At 75.3% G+C, this 15969-nt stretch carries 11 protein-coding genes and 5 tRNA genes; 6 read left to right on the top strand and 10 right to left on the bottom strand.

All coding sequences use genetic code 11. The features are described from left to right. Nucleotides 1–14 precede the first annotated feature (14 nt). Complete coding sequence (locus tag ACF1AL_RS14005; protein WP_391825999.1) at nucleotides 15–1061, bottom strand: chorismate-binding protein; 1047 nt, start codon at nucleotides 1059–1061, stop codon at nucleotides 15–17. A gap of 200 nt (nucleotides 1062–1261) precedes the next feature. On the opposite strand from ACF1AL_RS14005, the gene ACF1AL_RS14000 reads away from it, so the two are divergent. The 5 genes from ACF1AL_RS14000 to ACF1AL_RS13980 all read left to right on the top strand — a co-directional run bounded on the left by ACF1AL_RS14000 (nucleotide 1262) and on the right by ACF1AL_RS13980 (nucleotide 1742). Further along, nucleotides 1262–1334 (top strand) — tRNA-Gly (locus ACF1AL_RS14000). A gap of 40 nt (nucleotides 1335–1374) precedes the next feature. Next, nucleotides 1375–1448 (top strand) — tRNA-Cys (locus ACF1AL_RS13995). Between the two features lies 1 nt (nucleotide 1449). Beyond that, nucleotides 1450–1521 (top strand) — tRNA-Val (locus tag ACF1AL_RS13990). A 47-nt stretch (nucleotides 1522–1568) separates the two neighbouring features. Then, nucleotides 1569–1640 (top strand) — tRNA-Val (locus ACF1AL_RS13985). 30 nt (nucleotides 1641–1670) lie between these two features. Beyond that, nucleotides 1671–1742, top strand: a tRNA-Val gene (locus ACF1AL_RS13980). 44 nt (nucleotides 1743–1786) lie between these two features. Here the strand turns inward: ACF1AL_RS13980 and ACF1AL_RS13975 are convergent. The 3 genes from ACF1AL_RS13975 to ACF1AL_RS13965 all read right to left on the bottom strand — a co-directional run bounded on the left by ACF1AL_RS13975 (nucleotide 1787) and on the right by ACF1AL_RS13965 (nucleotide 3493). Continuing rightward, complete coding sequence (locus tag ACF1AL_RS13975) at nucleotides 1787–2053, bottom strand: zf-TFIIB domain-containing protein (protein WP_391825998.1); 267 nt, start codon at nucleotides 2051–2053, stop codon at nucleotides 1787–1789. A gap of 107 nt (nucleotides 2054–2160) precedes the next feature. Beyond that, complete coding sequence (locus ACF1AL_RS13970) at nucleotides 2161–3111, bottom strand: phosphotransferase family protein (protein ID WP_391825997.1); 951 nt, start codon at nucleotides 3109–3111, stop codon at nucleotides 2161–2163. A 187-nt stretch (nucleotides 3112–3298) separates the two neighbouring features. Continuing rightward, entirely contained in the window at nucleotides 3299–3493 is a 195-nt protein-coding gene (locus ACF1AL_RS13965) for a hypothetical protein (RefSeq protein ID WP_366838821.1), read from the bottom strand. A gap of 616 nt (nucleotides 3494–4109) precedes the next feature. Between ACF1AL_RS13965 and ACF1AL_RS13960 the strand changes: the two genes are divergently transcribed. After that, nucleotides 4110–5555 carry a serine/threonine-protein kinase gene (locus ACF1AL_RS13960; RefSeq protein ID WP_391825996.1) on the top strand — a complete coding sequence of 482 codons (1446 nt, stop codon included), beginning with the start codon at nucleotides 4110–4112 and terminating at the stop codon, nucleotides 5553–5555. Nucleotides 5556–5589: 34 nt separating this feature from the next. Here the strand turns inward: ACF1AL_RS13960 and ACF1AL_RS13955 are convergent, their stop codons facing one another. From ACF1AL_RS13955 to ACF1AL_RS13930, 6 genes are all read right to left on the bottom strand, one after another. After that, nucleotides 5590–6408 (bottom strand): TrmH family RNA methyltransferase, encoded by an 819-nt coding sequence (locus ACF1AL_RS13955; RefSeq protein WP_391825995.1) that lies wholly within the window; start codon nucleotides 6406–6408, stop codon nucleotides 5590–5592. A gap of 67 nt (nucleotides 6409–6475) precedes the next feature. After that, nucleotides 6476–7702, bottom strand: coding sequence for a uroporphyrinogen-III C-methyltransferase (gene cobA / locus ACF1AL_RS13950; RefSeq protein ID WP_386420206.1), 1227 nt, complete (start codon nucleotides 7700–7702; stop codon nucleotides 6476–6478). A 143-nt stretch (nucleotides 7703–7845) separates the two neighbouring features. After that, nucleotides 7846–12627, bottom strand: coding sequence for a nicotinate-nucleotide--dimethylbenzimidazole phosphoribosyltransferase (gene cobT / locus ACF1AL_RS13945; RefSeq protein WP_391825994.1), 4782 nt, complete (start codon nucleotides 12625–12627; stop codon nucleotides 7846–7848). Nucleotides 12628–12972: 345 nt separating this feature from the next. Continuing rightward, nucleotides 12973–14184: a precorrin-6y C5,15-methyltransferase (decarboxylating) subunit CbiE gene (cbiE, locus tag ACF1AL_RS13940; protein WP_366838826.1), complete on the bottom strand. Its 1212-nt coding sequence runs from the start codon at nucleotides 14182–14184 to the stop codon at nucleotides 12973–12975. Between the two features lie 138 nt (nucleotides 14185–14322). Beyond that, nucleotides 14323–14958: a GNAT family N-acetyltransferase gene (locus ACF1AL_RS13935; protein ID WP_391825993.1), complete on the bottom strand. Its 636-nt coding sequence runs from the start codon at nucleotides 14956–14958 to the stop codon at nucleotides 14323–14325. Between the two features lie 153 nt (nucleotides 14959–15111). After that, a complete protein-coding gene (locus ACF1AL_RS13930; RefSeq protein ID WP_384206323.1) occupies nucleotides 15112–15945 on the bottom strand; it encodes a MetQ/NlpA family ABC transporter substrate-binding protein in 834 nt (277 codons plus the stop codon). Nucleotides 15946–15969 lie beyond the last annotated feature (24 nt).

The raw sequence follows: 15969 nt of genomic DNA, 5'->3' as shown, positions 1-15969 counted from the left end.
CCGGGGTCGGCACGTCATGCGGTCGGTCCCTCTCCACTCACCTCGTACGCCCCTGACGCTACCGCGAGCAGGCGGGAGGCCTTCAGCTCGGTCTCGCACCACTCCCCCTCGGGGTCCGATCCCCAGGTGATCCCGGCGCCCGTGCCGAAGCGCAGCATTCCCGCGGCGCGGTCGATCCAGAAGGTGCGTATCCCGACGGCCAGCTCGCCCGCGCCCCGGTCGGCGTCCACCCAGCCGATCCCGCCGCAGTACGGGCCGCGCGGCGCCGTCTCCAGCTCCTCGATGATCCGCAGCGCGCTGGACTTCGGCGCGCCCGTGACCGAGCCCGGCGGGAACGCCGCCCCCAGCAGCTCCGGCCAGCCGGCGCCGGGGCGCAGCTCACCGCGCACCGTGGACACCAGGTGGACCAGGCCCGGATGCTTCTCCACCGCGCACAGGTCCGGCACCGTCACAGTGCCCGTCGCGCACACCCGGCCGATGTCGTTGCGGACCAGGTCCACGATCATCACGTTCTCGGCGTAGTCCTTGGCCAGCAGATCGGCCTCGGTCCGGCCGGTGCCCTTGATCGGCCCGGACTCGATGATCCGCCCGCTGCGGCGCAGGAACAGCTCCGGGGAGGCGGTGGCGATCTCCACCCCGTGCCCGGGCAGCCGAATCGTTCCGGCGTACGGCGCCGGGTTGCCCCGTGCCAGCAGCGCGGTGAGCGCGTCCACGTCGGCCCCGGCCGCGACCGGAGCGGAGAGCACCCGGCACAGGTTGGCCTGGTAGACCTCGCCGGCCGCGATGTACTCCCGGATGCGCTCCACCCCCGCCGTGTAGGCGGCGCGGTCCAGGGAGGACGACCAGGCGCCGGCCGCCGGGCCCTGCCAGCCGCCCGGCACCGGCGCGGGCACCGGCACCCGGTGCACCTCGGAGAAACGGGCGCACGTCAGCCGGCCCTCGAAATCGGCGGCCACCGCCCAGAAACCGGAGGAGTCCAGGGCCGCGGGATCACTGGTGACATCGGTCAGACCGGTGGCGAGGCGATCGCCGAACCGGGCGAGCGGGGGGAGTTCGAGCACGCTGCCGAGTCTATGGCGGGTGTCCGGCGGGTGGCCCGGGCCTGTCCGCGCGGTGCCCCGGGACGGGCGCCGCAGCGGCCCCGGCCAGGTCGCCGCGGGGAGGCAGCGCAGCACGCTGCGCAAACGCGTTTTTGTACTGGCCCAGGAATCCGCTAGAGTTCAACACGTCGCCGGGACGCGGAAGCGGACCGAAACGACAAGCGGACGTAGCTCAGTTGGTAGAGCGCAACCTTGCCAAGGTTGAGGTCGCGAGTTCGAGCCTCGTCGTCCGCTCGAAGGAAGTAAGGGATCTTCCCGGATCCCCTACACTCCTGGTGGAGTGGCCGAGAGGCGAGGCAACGGCCTGCAAAGCCGTCTACACGGGTTCAAATCCCGTCTCCACCTCCAAGGACGATTAGCTCAGCGGGAGAGCGCTTCCCTGACACGGAAGAGGTCACTGGTTCAATCCCAGTATCGTCCACTGGACCTTCTCGTGAGGTCCGGGGATCTTCTCGAAGATCCGAACCCGCGCGATTAGCTCAGCGGGAGAGCGCTTCCCTGACACGGAAGAGGTCACTGGTTCAATCCCAGTATCGCGCACGCTCTGTGACTCACGGGTCACAGTCTCGCGGACGATTAGCTCAGCGGGAGAGCGCTTCCCTGACACGGAAGAGGTCACTGGTTCAATCCCAGTATCGTCCACACACCGACAGCCCCCGGTCCTGCGACCGGGGGCTTCGTCGCGATCAGCTGGAGAACAGCATGTGGCCGAAGCTCTTGTGACGGTGGTGGCCGCCGTGGCCGTAGTGACCGCCGTGGCCGCCGTGGTGCGGGGCGCCCCAGGCCGGGGCCGGCGGGGCCGGGTAGGCCTGCGGGGCGGGCGGGGGCGGAGCCGGCTGGGACCACTGCGACTCCAGCCGGGTCAGCGCCTCCAGCTCGCCGTAGTCCAGGAAGATCCCCCGGCAGCCGCTGCACTGCTCGATCTGGACGCCGTTGCGGTTGTAGGTGTGCATGGGCGCATGACACTTCGGACACTGTATCGTCGGCTCAACTCCTCGCCGGTCGGTCCTGCTTCGCGTATCGCCAGGACAGACACTGTGCGGCCGCGGTCGGTTGCACCCTACGGTGTGACCTGCGCCGCCGTCTGCGGTGGTGCGCCGTCCATGCGGGCGCAGGCGTCGACGAGCGCCTGCTCCACCTCGTCCAGGGGGCGCCGCGCGGCGAGGGCCTTGGTGAGGGCGCGGGCGGCGGTCTGCACGGTCAGGGCACGCGCCGGGACGTCCAGGGCGGCCCAGACGTCGCCGGTCGCGGGCACGGCGGGGCCGCCGGCGGCGCGGTAGGCGTCGAGGAAGCGGGAGAAGTCCTCGGGCGCGAGCAGCCCGCAGGCGTACCAGGCGGCGGGGCGGGCCAGGTCCCAGCCCGGCACGCCCACGCCGAGGTCGTCGACGTCGATGAGCCGCCAGGAGCCGGCCGGGGCGGGATGGCGGACCAGCTGGCCGAGGTGCAGGTCGCCGTGGCACAGGGCGAGGGGGCCCGGCATGGGGGCCTCGGCCCGGGCCCAGGCGGGCAGAGCGGCCCAGGCGTCCAGCACCGGGCGCGCGGGGCCGGCGGACGACGGGGGCGCGGCCTCCACGGCGGCGCGCAGACGCCGGACCGCGTCCGCCGCCTTGGCCGGGCCGCGCATCCCGGGCAGGCCGTCCGGGACGGGGCTGCGGTGCAGGCGGGCGAGGAGGGTGGCGGCGGCCTCCCAGGGCGCGGCGTCCGGGTCGTCGGGGTCCACGGGCGTGCCGTACGGCCACAGGGTGACCAGGCGGCCGTGCAGGGTGACCGGTGACGGGGTGAGCGGGGGCAGCAGGATCCCGGGGAGCCGGGCGGCCGTGGCGAGGCGGGGGGCGAGGGCGGCCGGCTCGGTGTGCGGGGCGTGCGCCTTGGCGACCGTGCCGGCGTGCCGGACGACGGGGGCGTCGGGACGGTCGGCCAGCGCCGACGCCGTACAGGAGGAGCAGGGGGTGTCCGGGTGGGCCCACCGTCCGGCGGCGGCGGTCAGGTCGGCGAGGAGGGCGGAGGGCATGGGGGTGAGCGTACGACGGGGCCGTACGCGCGCGTGGTGGCCGCCGGGTCGTCCCCGGGGAAAAGCAATGCCGGCGCAGCTCCCCAGCTGCGCCGGCATTTGTGCCGTCCGCCGCACCCCCGTCCCCACGGGGTTTCATGGATGGATGTCCCCGCCCGGACCGCTCTTCCGGGCCTGGGGTCGCCGCTCAGCGCCCCAGCATCACACCCACGGACGACGCCTGTGTGGCCACTGTCTCCCAGCCGTCGAAGACGAGCAGGAGCAGGACCGCCAGGGGAAGGGCCATCAGCGTCGCCACCAAGGGGTGGCGGCGGCCCGTGCGGCGGGGGCGCGTGAGGCGTCCCTGCGTGCGGAGCAGCGTCCGCGGTGCCGTGTGGGCCATGGTCCCTCTCCCGACCGTGCTCGGTTGTCTTGGCAGCGGCGAGTGTCGTGACCTCGGGGGACGAGTGCTGCACCCGCCGCTTGACCTCAAATCTAGGCCGGTGGCGGGTCCGGAACGTCATGCCCTCGTACCGATTGCCGGGCCTCCCGGAGGATGAGCCGGCCTCCCCGGCGTACTCCCCTGGGTGGAGACGCCCTCCTCCGTCTCGGGGTCTTCCCGGAGGGGGCGTCCGGTCCCGGCGGGTTTGCCCTGGCCGTACGGCCCCCCGCGCCGGGGGTCCGGCCGGGTGACTTCGATCACTTCGTCCGCCCCAGGGCGTCGCGTCGCCGGCGTCCGGCGGACCGCTCCCGGCGCCCGCGGCCCCGGCGCGCGCGGGGTGACGCGGGGAGGGACCGCCGGGCGGGAGTGATCGACTTCGGAAAGATCAACCGGCCTGCGCGGACGGGCGGTTGGGAAACCGTACGACTCGGAAGCGGGGCGTCCGCATGGCTTCTGACCCGTCCTCAACTGTCCTGCGCGCGACGGGCAACGGTTCGGCACGAGAGGGCGCGGCCTCTGCGCGCGAGCGGCCGCGGAAACGTAAGCTGTGCCACGTCACACGGACCGGGCAGCGGGGATGAACATGGCGATGATGCGCCTGAGGCGCGAGGACCCGCGCGTCGTCGGCTCGTTCAGGCTTCACCGACGGCTCGGCGCGGGCGGGATGGGCGTGGTCTACCTGGGCTCCGACCGCAAGGGACAGCGGGTCGCGCTCAAGGTGATCCGGCCCGATCTCGCGGAGGACCAGGAGTTCCGGTCGCGGTTCGCGCGCGAGGTCTCGGCGGCGCGGCGCATCCGCGGCGGCTGTACGGCCCGGCTGGTCGCCGCCGACCTGGAAGCGGAGCGCCCGTGGTTCGCCACGCAGTACGTGCCCGGTCCGTCGCTGCACGACAAGGTCGCCGACGAGGGCCCGCTGCTCGCGGCCGACGTCGCGGCGATCGGCGCCGCCCTGTCGGAGGGGCTGGTCGCCGTGCACGAGGCCGGCGTGGTCCACCGGGACCTGAAGCCCTCCAACATCCTGCTCTCCCCCAAGGGCCCGCGGATCATCGACTTCGGCATCGCCTGGGCCACCGGGGCCTCCACGCTGACCCACGTCGGGACGGCGGTCGGCTCCCCCGGCTTCCTGGCGCCGGAGCAGGTGCGTGGCGCCGCGGTGACGCCGGCCACGGACGTGTTCTCGCTGGGGGCGACCCTCGCCTACGCGTGCACCGGTGACTCGCCGTTCGGGCACGGCAGTTCCGAGGTGATGCTGTACCGGGTGGTGCACGAGGAGCCGCAGCTGCACGGCGTACCGGACGCGCTCGCCCCGCTGGTGCGCACCTGTCTGGCGAAGGACCCCGAGGAGCGGCCCAGCACGCTGGAGCTGTCCCTGCGGCTGAAGGAGATCGCGGCCCGTGAGGCGCAGGACCTGGCCGACGTCCGGCCGCCCGCGCCGCGCTCCGCCGAGGCGGACCGGCCCACCGGGCGGCTCGCCGACACCCTGTACGCCGAGCGCCCCCAGCGGCGCGCGCAGGGGCCCACGAGCAGCCCGGGCACTCCCCTGCCGCGCGGCGGTGCGGGGTCGCGGGGCGGGGCGGCGCGGGGCGGGACGCCCTCGCGCGGTGACAGCCCCTCCCGCGGCGGTGCCGCCTCGCGCGGCGGGGGCCCGGTGTCGCGTGGCGGCTCCGGTTCCCGATCGGCGGGCAGGGCGACGCCCTCCCCGCGGGACGGCCGGCGGCCGGGCAGCGGCAGCCGGCCGGCGCCGCGCGGCGGTTCCGGACGTCCGGCGCCGCGCACCACGGGGACCAGGCTGCGGCCGGCCAACCCGAGGCTGCTGCGCCAGCGGCTGACCGTGTTCTTCGTGGTGACGCTGCTGGTGGCCCTCGGTATCGCGCTGGTCCAGGGCTGCGAGGGCCCCGCCCGCGGGCTCGGCGGCGACGGCGGTGTGCGGCGGACGCACGAGAGCGTACGGCCGCAGGTCACGCCGCTCGACGAGGCCGGACCGATGTCCCGGCGGTACGAGTCGGCGTCGAGCCGGGACTGAGCGCGGGCGCCCCGCGGCTCCGGGCGCGCCTCCGTCAGAGCTGCGGGCGGCCCGTCGCCACCGCGTAGAAGGCGACGGCGGCGGCCGCGCCCACGTTGAGGGAGTCCACGCCGTGGGCCATCGGGATGCGGACCCACTCGTCGGCTGCGGCCAGGGCCCGCCGGGACAGGCCGTCGCCCTCCGCGCCGAGCATGAGCGCCACCCGGTCCATGGTGTGCGGGGCGGTCTCGTCGAGCGTCTTGGCCTTCTCGTCCGGGGTGAGGGCGAGCAGCGTGAAGCCGGCCGCGCGGACCGCGTCCAGGCCCGAGGGCCAGGTCTCCAGGCGGGCGTACGGCACGGAGAAGACCGCGCCCATCGACACCTTCACGCTGCGCCGGTACAGCGGGTCGGCGCAGTCCGGGGAGAGCAGGACCGCGTCCATGCCGAGGGCGGCGGCCGAGCGGAAGATCGCGCCGATGTTGGTGTGGTCGTTGACCGACTCCATCACCGCGACGCGGCGGGCGCGCCCCAGCAGCTCGGCCGCCGTGGGCAGGGGCTTGCGCTGCATGGAGGCGAGGGCGCCGCGGTGGACGTGGTAGCCGGTGACCCGTTCGGCGAGCTCCGGGCTCACCGTGTACACGGGCGCCGCGACCTCGTCGATGACGTCGCGCATCACGTCGACCCACTTGGCCGAGAGCAGCATCGAGCGCATCGCGTAGCCGGCGTCCCCGGCCCGGCGGATGACCTTCTCGCCCTCGGCGATGAACAGGCCCTCGGCCGGCTCGCGTCTGCGGCGCAGCTCGACGTCGGTCAGGCCGGTGTAGTCACGCAGGCGCGGGTCGTCGGGGTCGTCGATGCTGATGAGTTCGGCCACGGGGTGATACTGCCTTGTCGTGCGGGTGCGGAGCCAACGGCGGGGGGTGGGGGGTGCCGCCCAGGGGTCAGGGGGTCGGGCCGACCTTCACCACGTCGCCGATGACGATGACCGCCGGGGGCTTCACGTCCTCGGTGCGGACCGTCTCCGCGACCGTCGCCAGGGTGGCGTCGACGCGGCGCTGCGCGGCCGTGGTGCCCTCCTGGACGAGGGCGACCGGGGTGTCGGGGGACTTGCCGTGGGCGACGAGCGTCTCGGCGATCTTCCCGATCTTGTCGACGCCCATGAGGACCACCAGGGTGCCCGTCAGCTTGGCGAGCGAGGGCCAGTCGACCAGGGAGCGCTCGTCGTCGGGGGCCACGTGGCCGCTGACCACGGTGAACTCGTGGGCGACCCCGCGGTGGGTGACCGGGATGCCGGCCGCGCCGGGGACCGAGATGGAGCTGGAGATGCCGGGCACCACCGTGCAGGGGATGCCAGCCTCGGCGAGCGCGTGCAGCTCCTCCATGCCCCGGCCGAAGACGTACGGGTCGCCGCCCTTGAGCCGGACCACGGACTTGCCCTGCTTGGCATGCTCGATCAGCGCGTTGTTGATGGCCTCCTGGGCCATGAACCGGCCGTAGGGGATCTTCGCCGCGTCGATGACCTCGACGTGCGGGGGCAGCTCGGCGAGCAGGTCGCGCGGGCCGAGGCGGTCGGCGATGACGACGTCGGCCTCGGCGAGCAGACGGCGGCCGCGCACGGTGATCAGGTCCGGGTCGCCGGGGCCGCCGCCGACGAGCGCGACACCCGGCGTGCGGGTGCGGTGGTGGGGTGCGACCAGGGTGCCGTCGCGCAGGCCCTCCACGACGGCGTCGCGGATGGCGGCGGTGTGCCGCGGGTCGCGGCCGCGGGCGCTCGTGGTCAGGACGGCGACGGTGACGCCCTCGCTGTGCCCGGTGGCCGGGGTCCAGGCGGTCGCCGCGTCGGCGTCGTCGGAGCGCACGCACCACACGCGGTGGCGCTCGGCCTCGGCGGAGGCGGCGGCGTTGGCGCCGGCGTCGCTGGTGGCGATCAGGGCGTACCAGGCCTCGGCGAGGTCGCCGTCCTGGTAGGGGCGCCGGTGCCAGGTGATCTCGCCGGCGTCGGCCATGGCCTCGACCGAGGGGGTGGCCTCCGGGGAGACCAGGTGGACGTCGGCGCCGGCCGCGATCAGGGCGGGCAGCCGGCGCTGGGCGACCTGGCCGCCGCCGAGCACGACCACGCGACGGCCGGTGAGGCGGAGGCCTACGGGGTAAGCGGGGTGTTCGGCCATGAGGGACGGCTCCTCGTGCAGCGGTGCGGTGGGGCGCGCTGCGGCGTCGGAGCGGCCCTGACGTGCGGATTTTAGGCGGTGGGCGGGGCAGGCGGCAGGGGTGGTCCGGCAGGTGAACGCCGGACCACCCCCGCGCGGGTCGCCTACTTCTCGGTGACGCCCGCCGAGTCGAACGTGGCCACCTCGTGCATCGCCCGGGCCGTGGACTGCACCAGCGGCAGCGCGAGCAGGGCGCCGGTGCCCTCGCCGAGGCGCAGGTCCAGGTCGACCAGGGGGCGCAGGCCGAGCTTGTTGAGCGCGGCGACATGGCCGGGCTCGGCGCTGCGGTGGCCGGCGATGCAGGCGGCGAGCACCTCGGGCGCGATGGCGCGGGCGACCAGGGCCGCCGCACCCGCGCTGACGCCGTCCAGGATGACCGGCGTCCGCAGGGAGGCACCGCCGAGGAGCAGACCGACCATCGCGGCGTGCTCGAAGCCGCCGACGGCCGCGAGGACGCCGATCGGGTCGGCCGGGTCGGGCTGGTGCAGCTCCAGGGCGCGGCGCACCACGTCGGTCTTGCGGGCCAGCGTCTCGTCGTTGATGCCGGTGCCCCGGCCGGTGACCTCGGCCGGCTCGGCGCCGGTGAAGACGGAGATCAGCGCGGCGGACGCGGTGGTGTTGGCGATGCCCATCTCGCCCGTGAGCAGCGCCTTGTTGCCGGCCGCCACCAGGTCGCGGGCGGTCTCGATGCCGACCTCGATGGCCTTCTTGGCCTCCTCGCGGGTCATCGCGGGGCCGGTGGTCATGTCGGACGTACCGCCGCGGATCTTGCGCGGCAGCAGGCCCGGCGTGGCCGGCAGGTCGGCGGCGACACCGACGTCGACGACGCACACCTCGGCGCCGACCTGGCTCGCGAAGGCGTTGCAGACGGCTCCCCCGCCGAGGAAGTTGGCCACCATCTGACCGGTGACCTCCTGCGGCCAGGGGGTGACGCCCTGGGCGTGCACCCCGTGGTCACCGGCGAAGATGGCGACGGCGGCGGGCTCCGGGATGGGCGGCGGGCACTGCCGGGACAGGCCGCACAGCTGCGCGGAGATGATCTCCAGCATGCCGAGCGCGCCGGCCGGCTTGGTCATCCGCTTCTGCCGCTCCCAGGCCTCGCCGAGCGCCTTGGCGTCCAGCGGGCGGATCTGCGCGACGGTCTCGGCGAGCAGGTCGTGCGGCTCCTCGCCGGGCAGGGCGCGGCGGCCGTACGTCTCCTCGTGCACGACCCAGGACAGCGGGCGGCGCTTGGACCAGCCGGCCTGCATCAGCTCGGGCTCGTCCGGGAACTCGTCGACGTACCCGACGCACAGGTAGGCGATGACCTCCAGGTGCTCGGGCAGGCCCAGCGCGCGGACCATCTCCCGCTCGTCGAAGAAGCTGACCCAGCCGACGCCGAGGCCCTCCGCGCGGGCGGCGAGCCAGAGGTTCTCCACGGCGAGCGCGGCCGAGTACGGCGCCATCTGCGGCTGGGTGTGCCGGCCGAGGGTGTGGCGGCCGCCGCGGGTGGGGTCGGCGGTGACGACGATGTTCACCGGGGTGTCGAGGATGGCCTCGATCTTCAGTTCCTTGAACTGCTTCGCCCGGCCCTTGGGCAGGGACTTGGCGTACGCCTCGCGCTGCCGCGTCGCCAGTTCGTGCATCGCGCGGCGGGTGTCCGCGGAGCGGATGACGACGAAGTCCCAGGGCTGGGAGTGGCCGACCGACGGCGCGTGGTGGGCCGCCTCCAGGACGCGGAGCAGCACCTCGTGCGGGATGGGGTCCTTGCGGAAGCCGTTGCGGATGTCGCGGCGCTCGCGCATCACCTTCAGGACGGCCTCGCGCTCGGCCTCGTCGTAGCCGGGGGCCGCCGGGCCGGTGGACTCGGGTGCTTCTGCCACAGCGGCGTCGCCCTCTTCGTGCGGGTCTTGCGGGGTCTGTGGGTCCTGCGGGAGCCGGATGTCCTGCGGGAGCTGGGCGTCCTGCGGGAGCCGGGCGTCCTGCGGGAGCTGCGGGTGCGGGATCTCCGCTCCCAGCGGGACCTGTGGGGCCGGCTGAGCCTGCGGGACGGGCGCGGCCTGCGGGAGGCCGGGGGTCTGCCCGTCCTCCTGGTCCTCCTGGTCGGCTGCCCTCGTCCGCAGGTCGTCGGCGTGCTGGACGACGCCGGGGTCGGCCTCGGCCTCACGGGGGGCCGGGACCGGGGCCACGGCCTGCGGCTGCGCGGCGGCCGGCGCCTCCTCGGCGGGCAGGGTCAGGGGGTGCGGCGGCGTCGGGGCGAGGTGCGGGGTCGTCGGCACGGAACCCTCGACCGGCACGAACTGCCCGATCGGCTGCCCCGGCTGCGGCGCCGCGGCGACGGTCCCGGGCAGCGGGGTGGCCGTCTCGGAGGGGGCCGGCTGCGCGGCGGGGGCCGCGAACTCCTCCGCGGCGGGGCCCTCGGGTGCGGGGACGGGCGCGTCGACCGCCGCGAGCGGCGCCGCGTGCACGGCGTCCTGCGGCACCTGCGGGCCCTGCACGGGCGGCGCGGCGGGGCCCGGCTGCTGCGGGGCCACGGCCGGTGCCGGGGCGGGGGCCGGGTCCGCGTGGGGGGCCGCGACGGGGGCGGCTTCGGCGGGCGCGGCGGCCTGTGCGGGCTGTGCCGCTTCGTCCGGGGTGGACAGGGGGGCCTCCTGAGCTGCGGCGGCGGCCACCGGGGGGTGCACGGCGGCGGACGCGTCCTGGGGAGCGGCAGCCTGGACGGTACCCAGGCCGGCGACGGGGGCGTCGGCGGGGTGCGCGGACGCGACGGGGGCGGGCGCCTGTGCCGGCGCGGGAGCGGGCTCGGGCGCCTGCGCGGGAGCGGGCTCGGGCGCCTGTGCCGGGGTGGCGGAGGCGGGGGCCTGCTGCTGCGCGTGCTCGGGGGCCTGCGCGGGCTCGGGGGCCTGCGCGGGCGCTTCCGCGGGCAGCGGGGCCTCGGCGGCGAGCGGCTGGGCGGGCTGCGGCTCGTCGGGGGCCGCGGGCGCGGGCGGCTGCGGGGCCTCGGGGGCAACGGCCTCCGGGGCAACGGTCTCGGGGGCAACCGCCCCGGCGGCCGGCTGCTCGGCGGTCGGCTGCTCGGCGGTCGGCTGGTCGGCCACGGGCGGCTCCGCTGCGGGCTGCGGCTGGTGCTCCTCCGGAGCCTGAGCTGCGGGCGCCTCGGGGGCCTCCGGTGCCGGGGCGGCGGACGCGGCCGCGGGCTCACCGGCTTCGGGAGCCGCGGGTGCCTCGGCCTGCGGATCGGTGGCGGGGAGCTGCGCCTCGGCAGTGGCCGCTGCCGCGGTCTCCGGCGTGGCCGGGGCCTCGGGCGCTGCGGCGGCAGGCGGAACCGCGCCGTTCTCCTGCGCCTCCGGGGCGTCGGCCGCCTGGGCCTCGGCGGAGGGCTGCTCCGGCGCCTGAGCCGTCTCGGCAACGGCGGCGTCGGCCGACGGCGCCTCGGCGGGCAGCTCGGACGGCTGCGGGGCCTCGGCGGCGGCCGGCTCGGCGGTGACGGCCGGCTCGGCGGCCTGCGCCTCGGCGGGAAGTTCGGCGGCCTGCGGCGCCTCGGGAGCGGCGGCCTCGGAGGCCTGGGCGACGCCCGCCGCAGCCGCGTCCGCCGGGGCGGGAATGGGCTGGGCGGCCTCGGTCGCCACGGGCTCGGCCGGCTGGGCCGCCTCGGCGCTCTGGGCGGCGTCGGCGGCAACCGGCTCGGCAGCCGGTACGGCATCGGCCGCGACGGGCGCGGGCTCGGCCGCCGTATCGGCCGCCTCGGCCTGGGCGGCGACCGGCTCGGCCGGCTGCTCGGTGGCGTCGCCGACCGGCTGGGCCGCCTCGGCCGCGCCGCCCTCGGACTCGGCGGGCTGACCCGGCGCGGTCTCGGGCGTCTCGGTCGGCGCGGTCTCGGGCGCATCGCTCTGCGCGGTCTCGGGCGCGGTCGCCGCCGCGGCTTCCGCAGCACCGGCCTGCTCGACCGGCACACCCTCGGCCTCGGGCGCGGCGGCCTGCTCGGCCTGCCCGGCCTCGGCGACCGGCTCGGCCTGGGCCTCCGCAGCGGCTCCCGCGGCGGACGCCACCTGCTCCGGTCCTGCCTCGGCACCCCCCACGGATTCCTGGCCCGGCTCCACGGCGCCCTGCTCGACGGCGCCAGGCTCCACCGAGGCGGGCTCGCCGCCCCCCGGCACCTGCTCCGGAGCCGGGGCCGGGGCAGCCGCCGCCTCGTCCTGGGCCACAGCCTCCACCTGCGGCTCCGCGACCGGCTGGGCCTCGGGCACCGCCGGTGCGCCCGGTGCCGTGCCCGCCGCCTGGGTCGTGAGGCGGGCCACGGCGGCCTGGGCGGCGTCCACCGGGCCGGGCTGCGGGGCAGCCGCCGGGACAACCGTTTCGGCAGGGCTCGCCCCCGGGGCCACCTGGGCCTGCGCGGCCCACGGCGCCGCGGCCTGGGGCGCCGGCGCGGCCTGCTGGGCGACGTCGAGGTACTCGGGGCCGGCGGTCGCCGGGGCCGGCTGCCTGACCGGCGCGTCCGCGGGGCCGCGGTCGGCGAGGGAGCGGACCGGGCTGGCGGAGGTGTCGGGGGTCGGCGGGCCGAGGTGCAGCGGCCGGCGCGGGGTGATGGGCGGGATCGGCCGGGTGGGCGCCGTACGCCGGGGCGCCGGGCCCGGCAGGCGTACGCCGTTGAGGTCGACGGACCCGCTGTCGCGGCCGGAGAGCTCGTGCGGGCCCGGCTCGTGCACGGCCTCGACGACCGGCTCGGGCGCTGGCGGGGCCACCTCGTTGCCCCAGGCGCCGTGGGAGCCGGGCAGCAGCAGGTCTTCGTCCTCGGCGGTGGTCTCGGAGAGGTAGGCGTACGCACCGGGCGCGGAGACGCCCGGCTGCTCCACCGTGCCTGCGTTCTCCGGCAGCCCCTCGCCCGGGACCTGGCCGGTGTCGGTCATGCGTACCCCTCGCCCATCGGTTAGTGCCTCTACGACCAGTTCACCCGGAACGGCGCACCGACCGCCCCGCAGTGAAGAACGAGCGGGCGTGCCCAGCGGCACGAACGACCCGCCCGGAAAAGGCGACAAAGCCATTCAGTGGCATTGTCCCGGCCGTTCCGCCATCGCGACAGCGTGATCCGCGACAGCCCGCTGTGGACTGCGCCACGTTGCGCATCCACGCGTTCTGCCGTACCGCACCCGCCCCGAAACGAGCCGGTTTTTACGGACATTGACCGGCGCAGCGCCGGGCGACCGGTTGCGGTACGACGATCGGCCAGCCTACCCCGCGATACGACAAGCCGATCACGGGGTTCGGTCCGCGAGCACCCCGGTGAGCAGGAACGCGACGCTCCGCTCGGTCTCGGTCCAGGCGCGGGTGTCGAGTTCCACGGACTGCAGCAGGGCGCACTGGACCTGGTAGCCGTGCTCGGTCAGGTCCCGGCCGATGCGTTCGGCGGCGTCCCGGGTGGCGGCGTGGGTGACGATGCGCTGCGGACGCCGGTCGGCGACGGCGGCGACGACGGCCGCTCCCCCGCCGCCGACCCGGACGACGTCGGGTTCGGGCAGGTTCTCCAGGACCTGCGGGGCGGTGCCGTGCACGATCTGCATCTGGACGCCGTGCCGGCGGGCGGCGGCGTCGGTGCGGGCGCAGGCGTCCAGGTCCCGGTCGACGGCGAGGACGGCGGCGCCGGCCCGGGCGGCCTCGGTGGCGAAGGCGCCGGAGCCGCAGCCGATGTCCCACACGAGGTCGCCGACGCGCGGGCCGAGGCGGGCGAGTTGCCCGGCACGCAGCGGTTCGGTCTCGCCCTCGCCGAGGTCGCCGTCGTAGGCGTCGGCGGGCAGGGTCCAGCCGCGGGGCACGGCGGCCGGGTCGCGGCCGGCGATCCAGCCGCCGCTCTCGGGGGTGCCGGGCCGGCCGCCGATGACGATGACGACGTTCGGGTCGCGCCAGGTGTGGTCGGGGGCCTTGTCGGAGGTGACGACGGAGACCTGCTCGCGTTCGGTGCCGAGTTCCTCGCAGATGACGAAGGTGCGGTGGACGCCTTCGAGGAGCAGCCCGAGTTCGGCGGGGCCGGCGCCGGGGGCGGTGAGGACGGCGACCTTGGTGTGGGCGCGGCAGACGTTGACGGCGCGGCGCAGGGTGCGCGGGTGGGCGACGACCACCTGGGCGTCGTCCCAGGGCATGCCGGCGCGGGCGAAGGCGGCGGCGACGGAGGAGACCGCGGGGACGACCTCGACCTCCAGGCCGAACTCGGGGTCGCGCAGGGTGCGTACGACGCCGAAGAAGCCGGGGTCGCCGTCGGCGAGGACGACGGCGGTGCCGCGGTGGGCGGCGATGCGGCGGGCGGCGAGGGCGACGCTGCCGAGGCGGATGCGTTCGGCGGCGGGCGGGACCTCGGGCAGTGCCAGGTGGTGGGCGGCACCGGCCACCAGTGTGGCGGCGCCGAGCGCGGCGCGTGCCGCGTCGGTCAGCGGCGAGCCGTCCCAGCCGATCACCGTGACCCGGTCGGCCATCGTCGTCAGTCTCCAGGGGGTTCTCGGGAGGTTTCGGGGGCCGGCCCGCGGCGCGGGCGGGCTCCGTGAGATTACCTGGTCGAGCTGGGCGAACGTGGTGTGCGGTGGTGTCCGCGTGTTCGCGTGGTGGCGTGGTGGTCAGTTCCACTCGCCGTAGGAGGTGAACCCGCTGTCGGCGAGGGACTCGCCGACGCCCTCCAGGTCCTCCGGCAGCAGGCTCCAGACGATGAGGTCGGTGCGCACCTCGGTCCAGGTGCCGCTCTCGCTTCTGCTGCGCGCTATCCAGGCGCCGCGCAGGACGCCCTCGCTGATGCAGCCGATCTTCTGGGCGACCTGCTGGGAGGCGGTGTTGTCGGCGGCGGTGCGCAGCTCCAGCCGTTCGAACTTCTGGTCGTTGAAGAGCCACTGGGCGGTCGCGAGGGCGGCTTCGCTGGCGTAGCCCTCGCCGCGGGCCCAGGGGGCGACGACGTAGGCGATCTCGACGGAGCGGATCCGCCAGTCGGTGTTGCGCAGATGGACGGTGCCGACCAGGCGCTGGGTGAGGAACTCGGTGACGGCGAAGACGATGCCGCGGCCCTCGGTGCGTTCGGCGGGGGCGAGTTCGGTGATCCAGGCGCGGGCGTCGGCCTCGGTGTAGGGCTGCGGCACGGAGGTCCAGGCGGTGACGAGTTCGTCGTTCATCATCTCGGTGAACGCCTCGACGTCGGAGACCTCGAAGGGGCGCAGGACCAACCGCTCCGTGCTGATGGAGACGTTGGGGAAGGTGCCAGTCATGCGCCGCTCCGTAAACCTCGGTTGTTCCACGCCTGCAGGGCCTGCTGAACTGCCCAGCATGCAGCATGAAAGCACTGAACCGCACCACGGGGTCGGCTCCGGGCTGCGGAGCCGACCCCGTGCGGTGGACGTGCCGGAAAGCCGGGCGTGGCTTTAGAACGCCGGGACGACGGCGCCCTGGTACTTGTCCTCGATGAACTTCTTCACCTCGGGCGAGGTGAGCAGCTTCGCCAGCTTCTTGACGCGCGGGTCGTCCTCGTTGCCCTTCTTCACGGCGAGGAAGTTGGCGTAGGGGTTGTTCTGGGCCTTCTCCGCGGCGAGGGCGTCCTTGGCGGGGCTGAGCTTGGCCTCGAGCGCGTAGTTGCCGTTGATGACGGCGGCGTCCACGTCACCGAGGGAGCGCGGCAGCTGGGCCGCCTCCAGCTCCTTGAACTTCAGGTTCTTGGGGTTGGAGGTGACGTCCTTGGGGGTCGCGGAGTACCCGGCACCGGCCTTGAGCTTGATGACCCCGTTGTCCTCGAGGAGCTTGAGCGCGCGGGCCTCGTTGGTGGTGTCGTTGGGCAGCGCGACGGTGGCGCCGGCCTTGAGGTCGCCGAGCTTCTTCAGGCTCTTGGAGTAGACGCCGAGGGGTTCCAGGTGGACCGTGCCGCCGGGCACCGGGACGATGTCGGTGCCGTTCTTCTGGTTGAAGTCGTCGAGGTACGGCTTGTGCTGGAAGTAGTTGGCGTCGACCTCGCCCTGCTGGACGGCGGTGTTGGGGGTCACGTAGTCGGTGAACTCCTTGACCTCGAGCTTGAGGCCGGCCTTCTGCGCCAGGTTGTCCTTGATGTAGGTGAGGATCTCGCCCTGCGGGGTGGGCGTGGCGGCGACCGTCAGCGTGGCGTTCGGGTCCTTGGCGGAGTCCTTGTCCGAGCCGCAGGCGGACAGGCCCAGGGTGAGGGCTCCGGCGGCGAGGACAGCGGCGGTGATCTTGGCGGTGTTACGCACGAAAAGTGCCTTTCCTAGGGGTGG

This window comes from Streptomyces sp. NPDC014801 (assembly GCF_043082085.1).
Taxonomy (GTDB): domain Bacteria; phylum Actinomycetota; class Actinomycetes; order Streptomycetales; family Streptomycetaceae; genus Streptomyces.
The sequence above is the reverse complement of the archived record's forward strand: the minus strand, read 5'-3'. Positions and strand labels throughout refer to the sequence as shown.

Bases quoted from the DNA above. Each gene is read 5' to 3' on its own strand.
- ACF1AL_RS13975 (WP_391825998.1), bottom strand. From the start codon at position 2,053: ATGCACACCTACAACCGCAACGGCGTCCAGATCGAGCAGTGCAGCGGC.
- ACF1AL_RS13970 (WP_391825997.1), bottom strand. From the start codon at position 3,111: ATGCCCTCCGCCCTCCTCGCCGACCTGACCGCCGCCGCCGGACGGTGG.
- ACF1AL_RS13965 (WP_366838821.1), bottom strand. From the start codon at position 3,493: ATGGCCCACACGGCACCGCGGACGCTGCTCCGCACGCAGGGACGCCTC.
- ACF1AL_RS13960 (WP_391825996.1), top strand. From the start codon at position 4,110: ATGAACATGGCGATGATGCGCCTGAGGCGCGAGGACCCGCGCGTCGTC.
- cobA (WP_386420206.1), bottom strand. From the start codon at position 7,702: ATGGCCGAACACCCCGCTTACCCCGTAGGCCTCCGCCTCACCGGCCGT.
- cobT (WP_391825994.1), bottom strand. From the start codon at position 12,627: ATGACCGACACCGGCCAGGTCCCGGGCGAGGGGCTGCCGGAGAACGCA.
- cbiE (WP_366838826.1), bottom strand. From the start codon at position 14,184: ATGGCCGACCGGGTCACGGTGATCGGCTGGGACGGCTCGCCGCTGACC.
- ACF1AL_RS13935 (WP_391825993.1), bottom strand. From the start codon at position 14,958: ATGACTGGCACCTTCCCCAACGTCTCCATCAGCACGGAGCGGTTGGTC.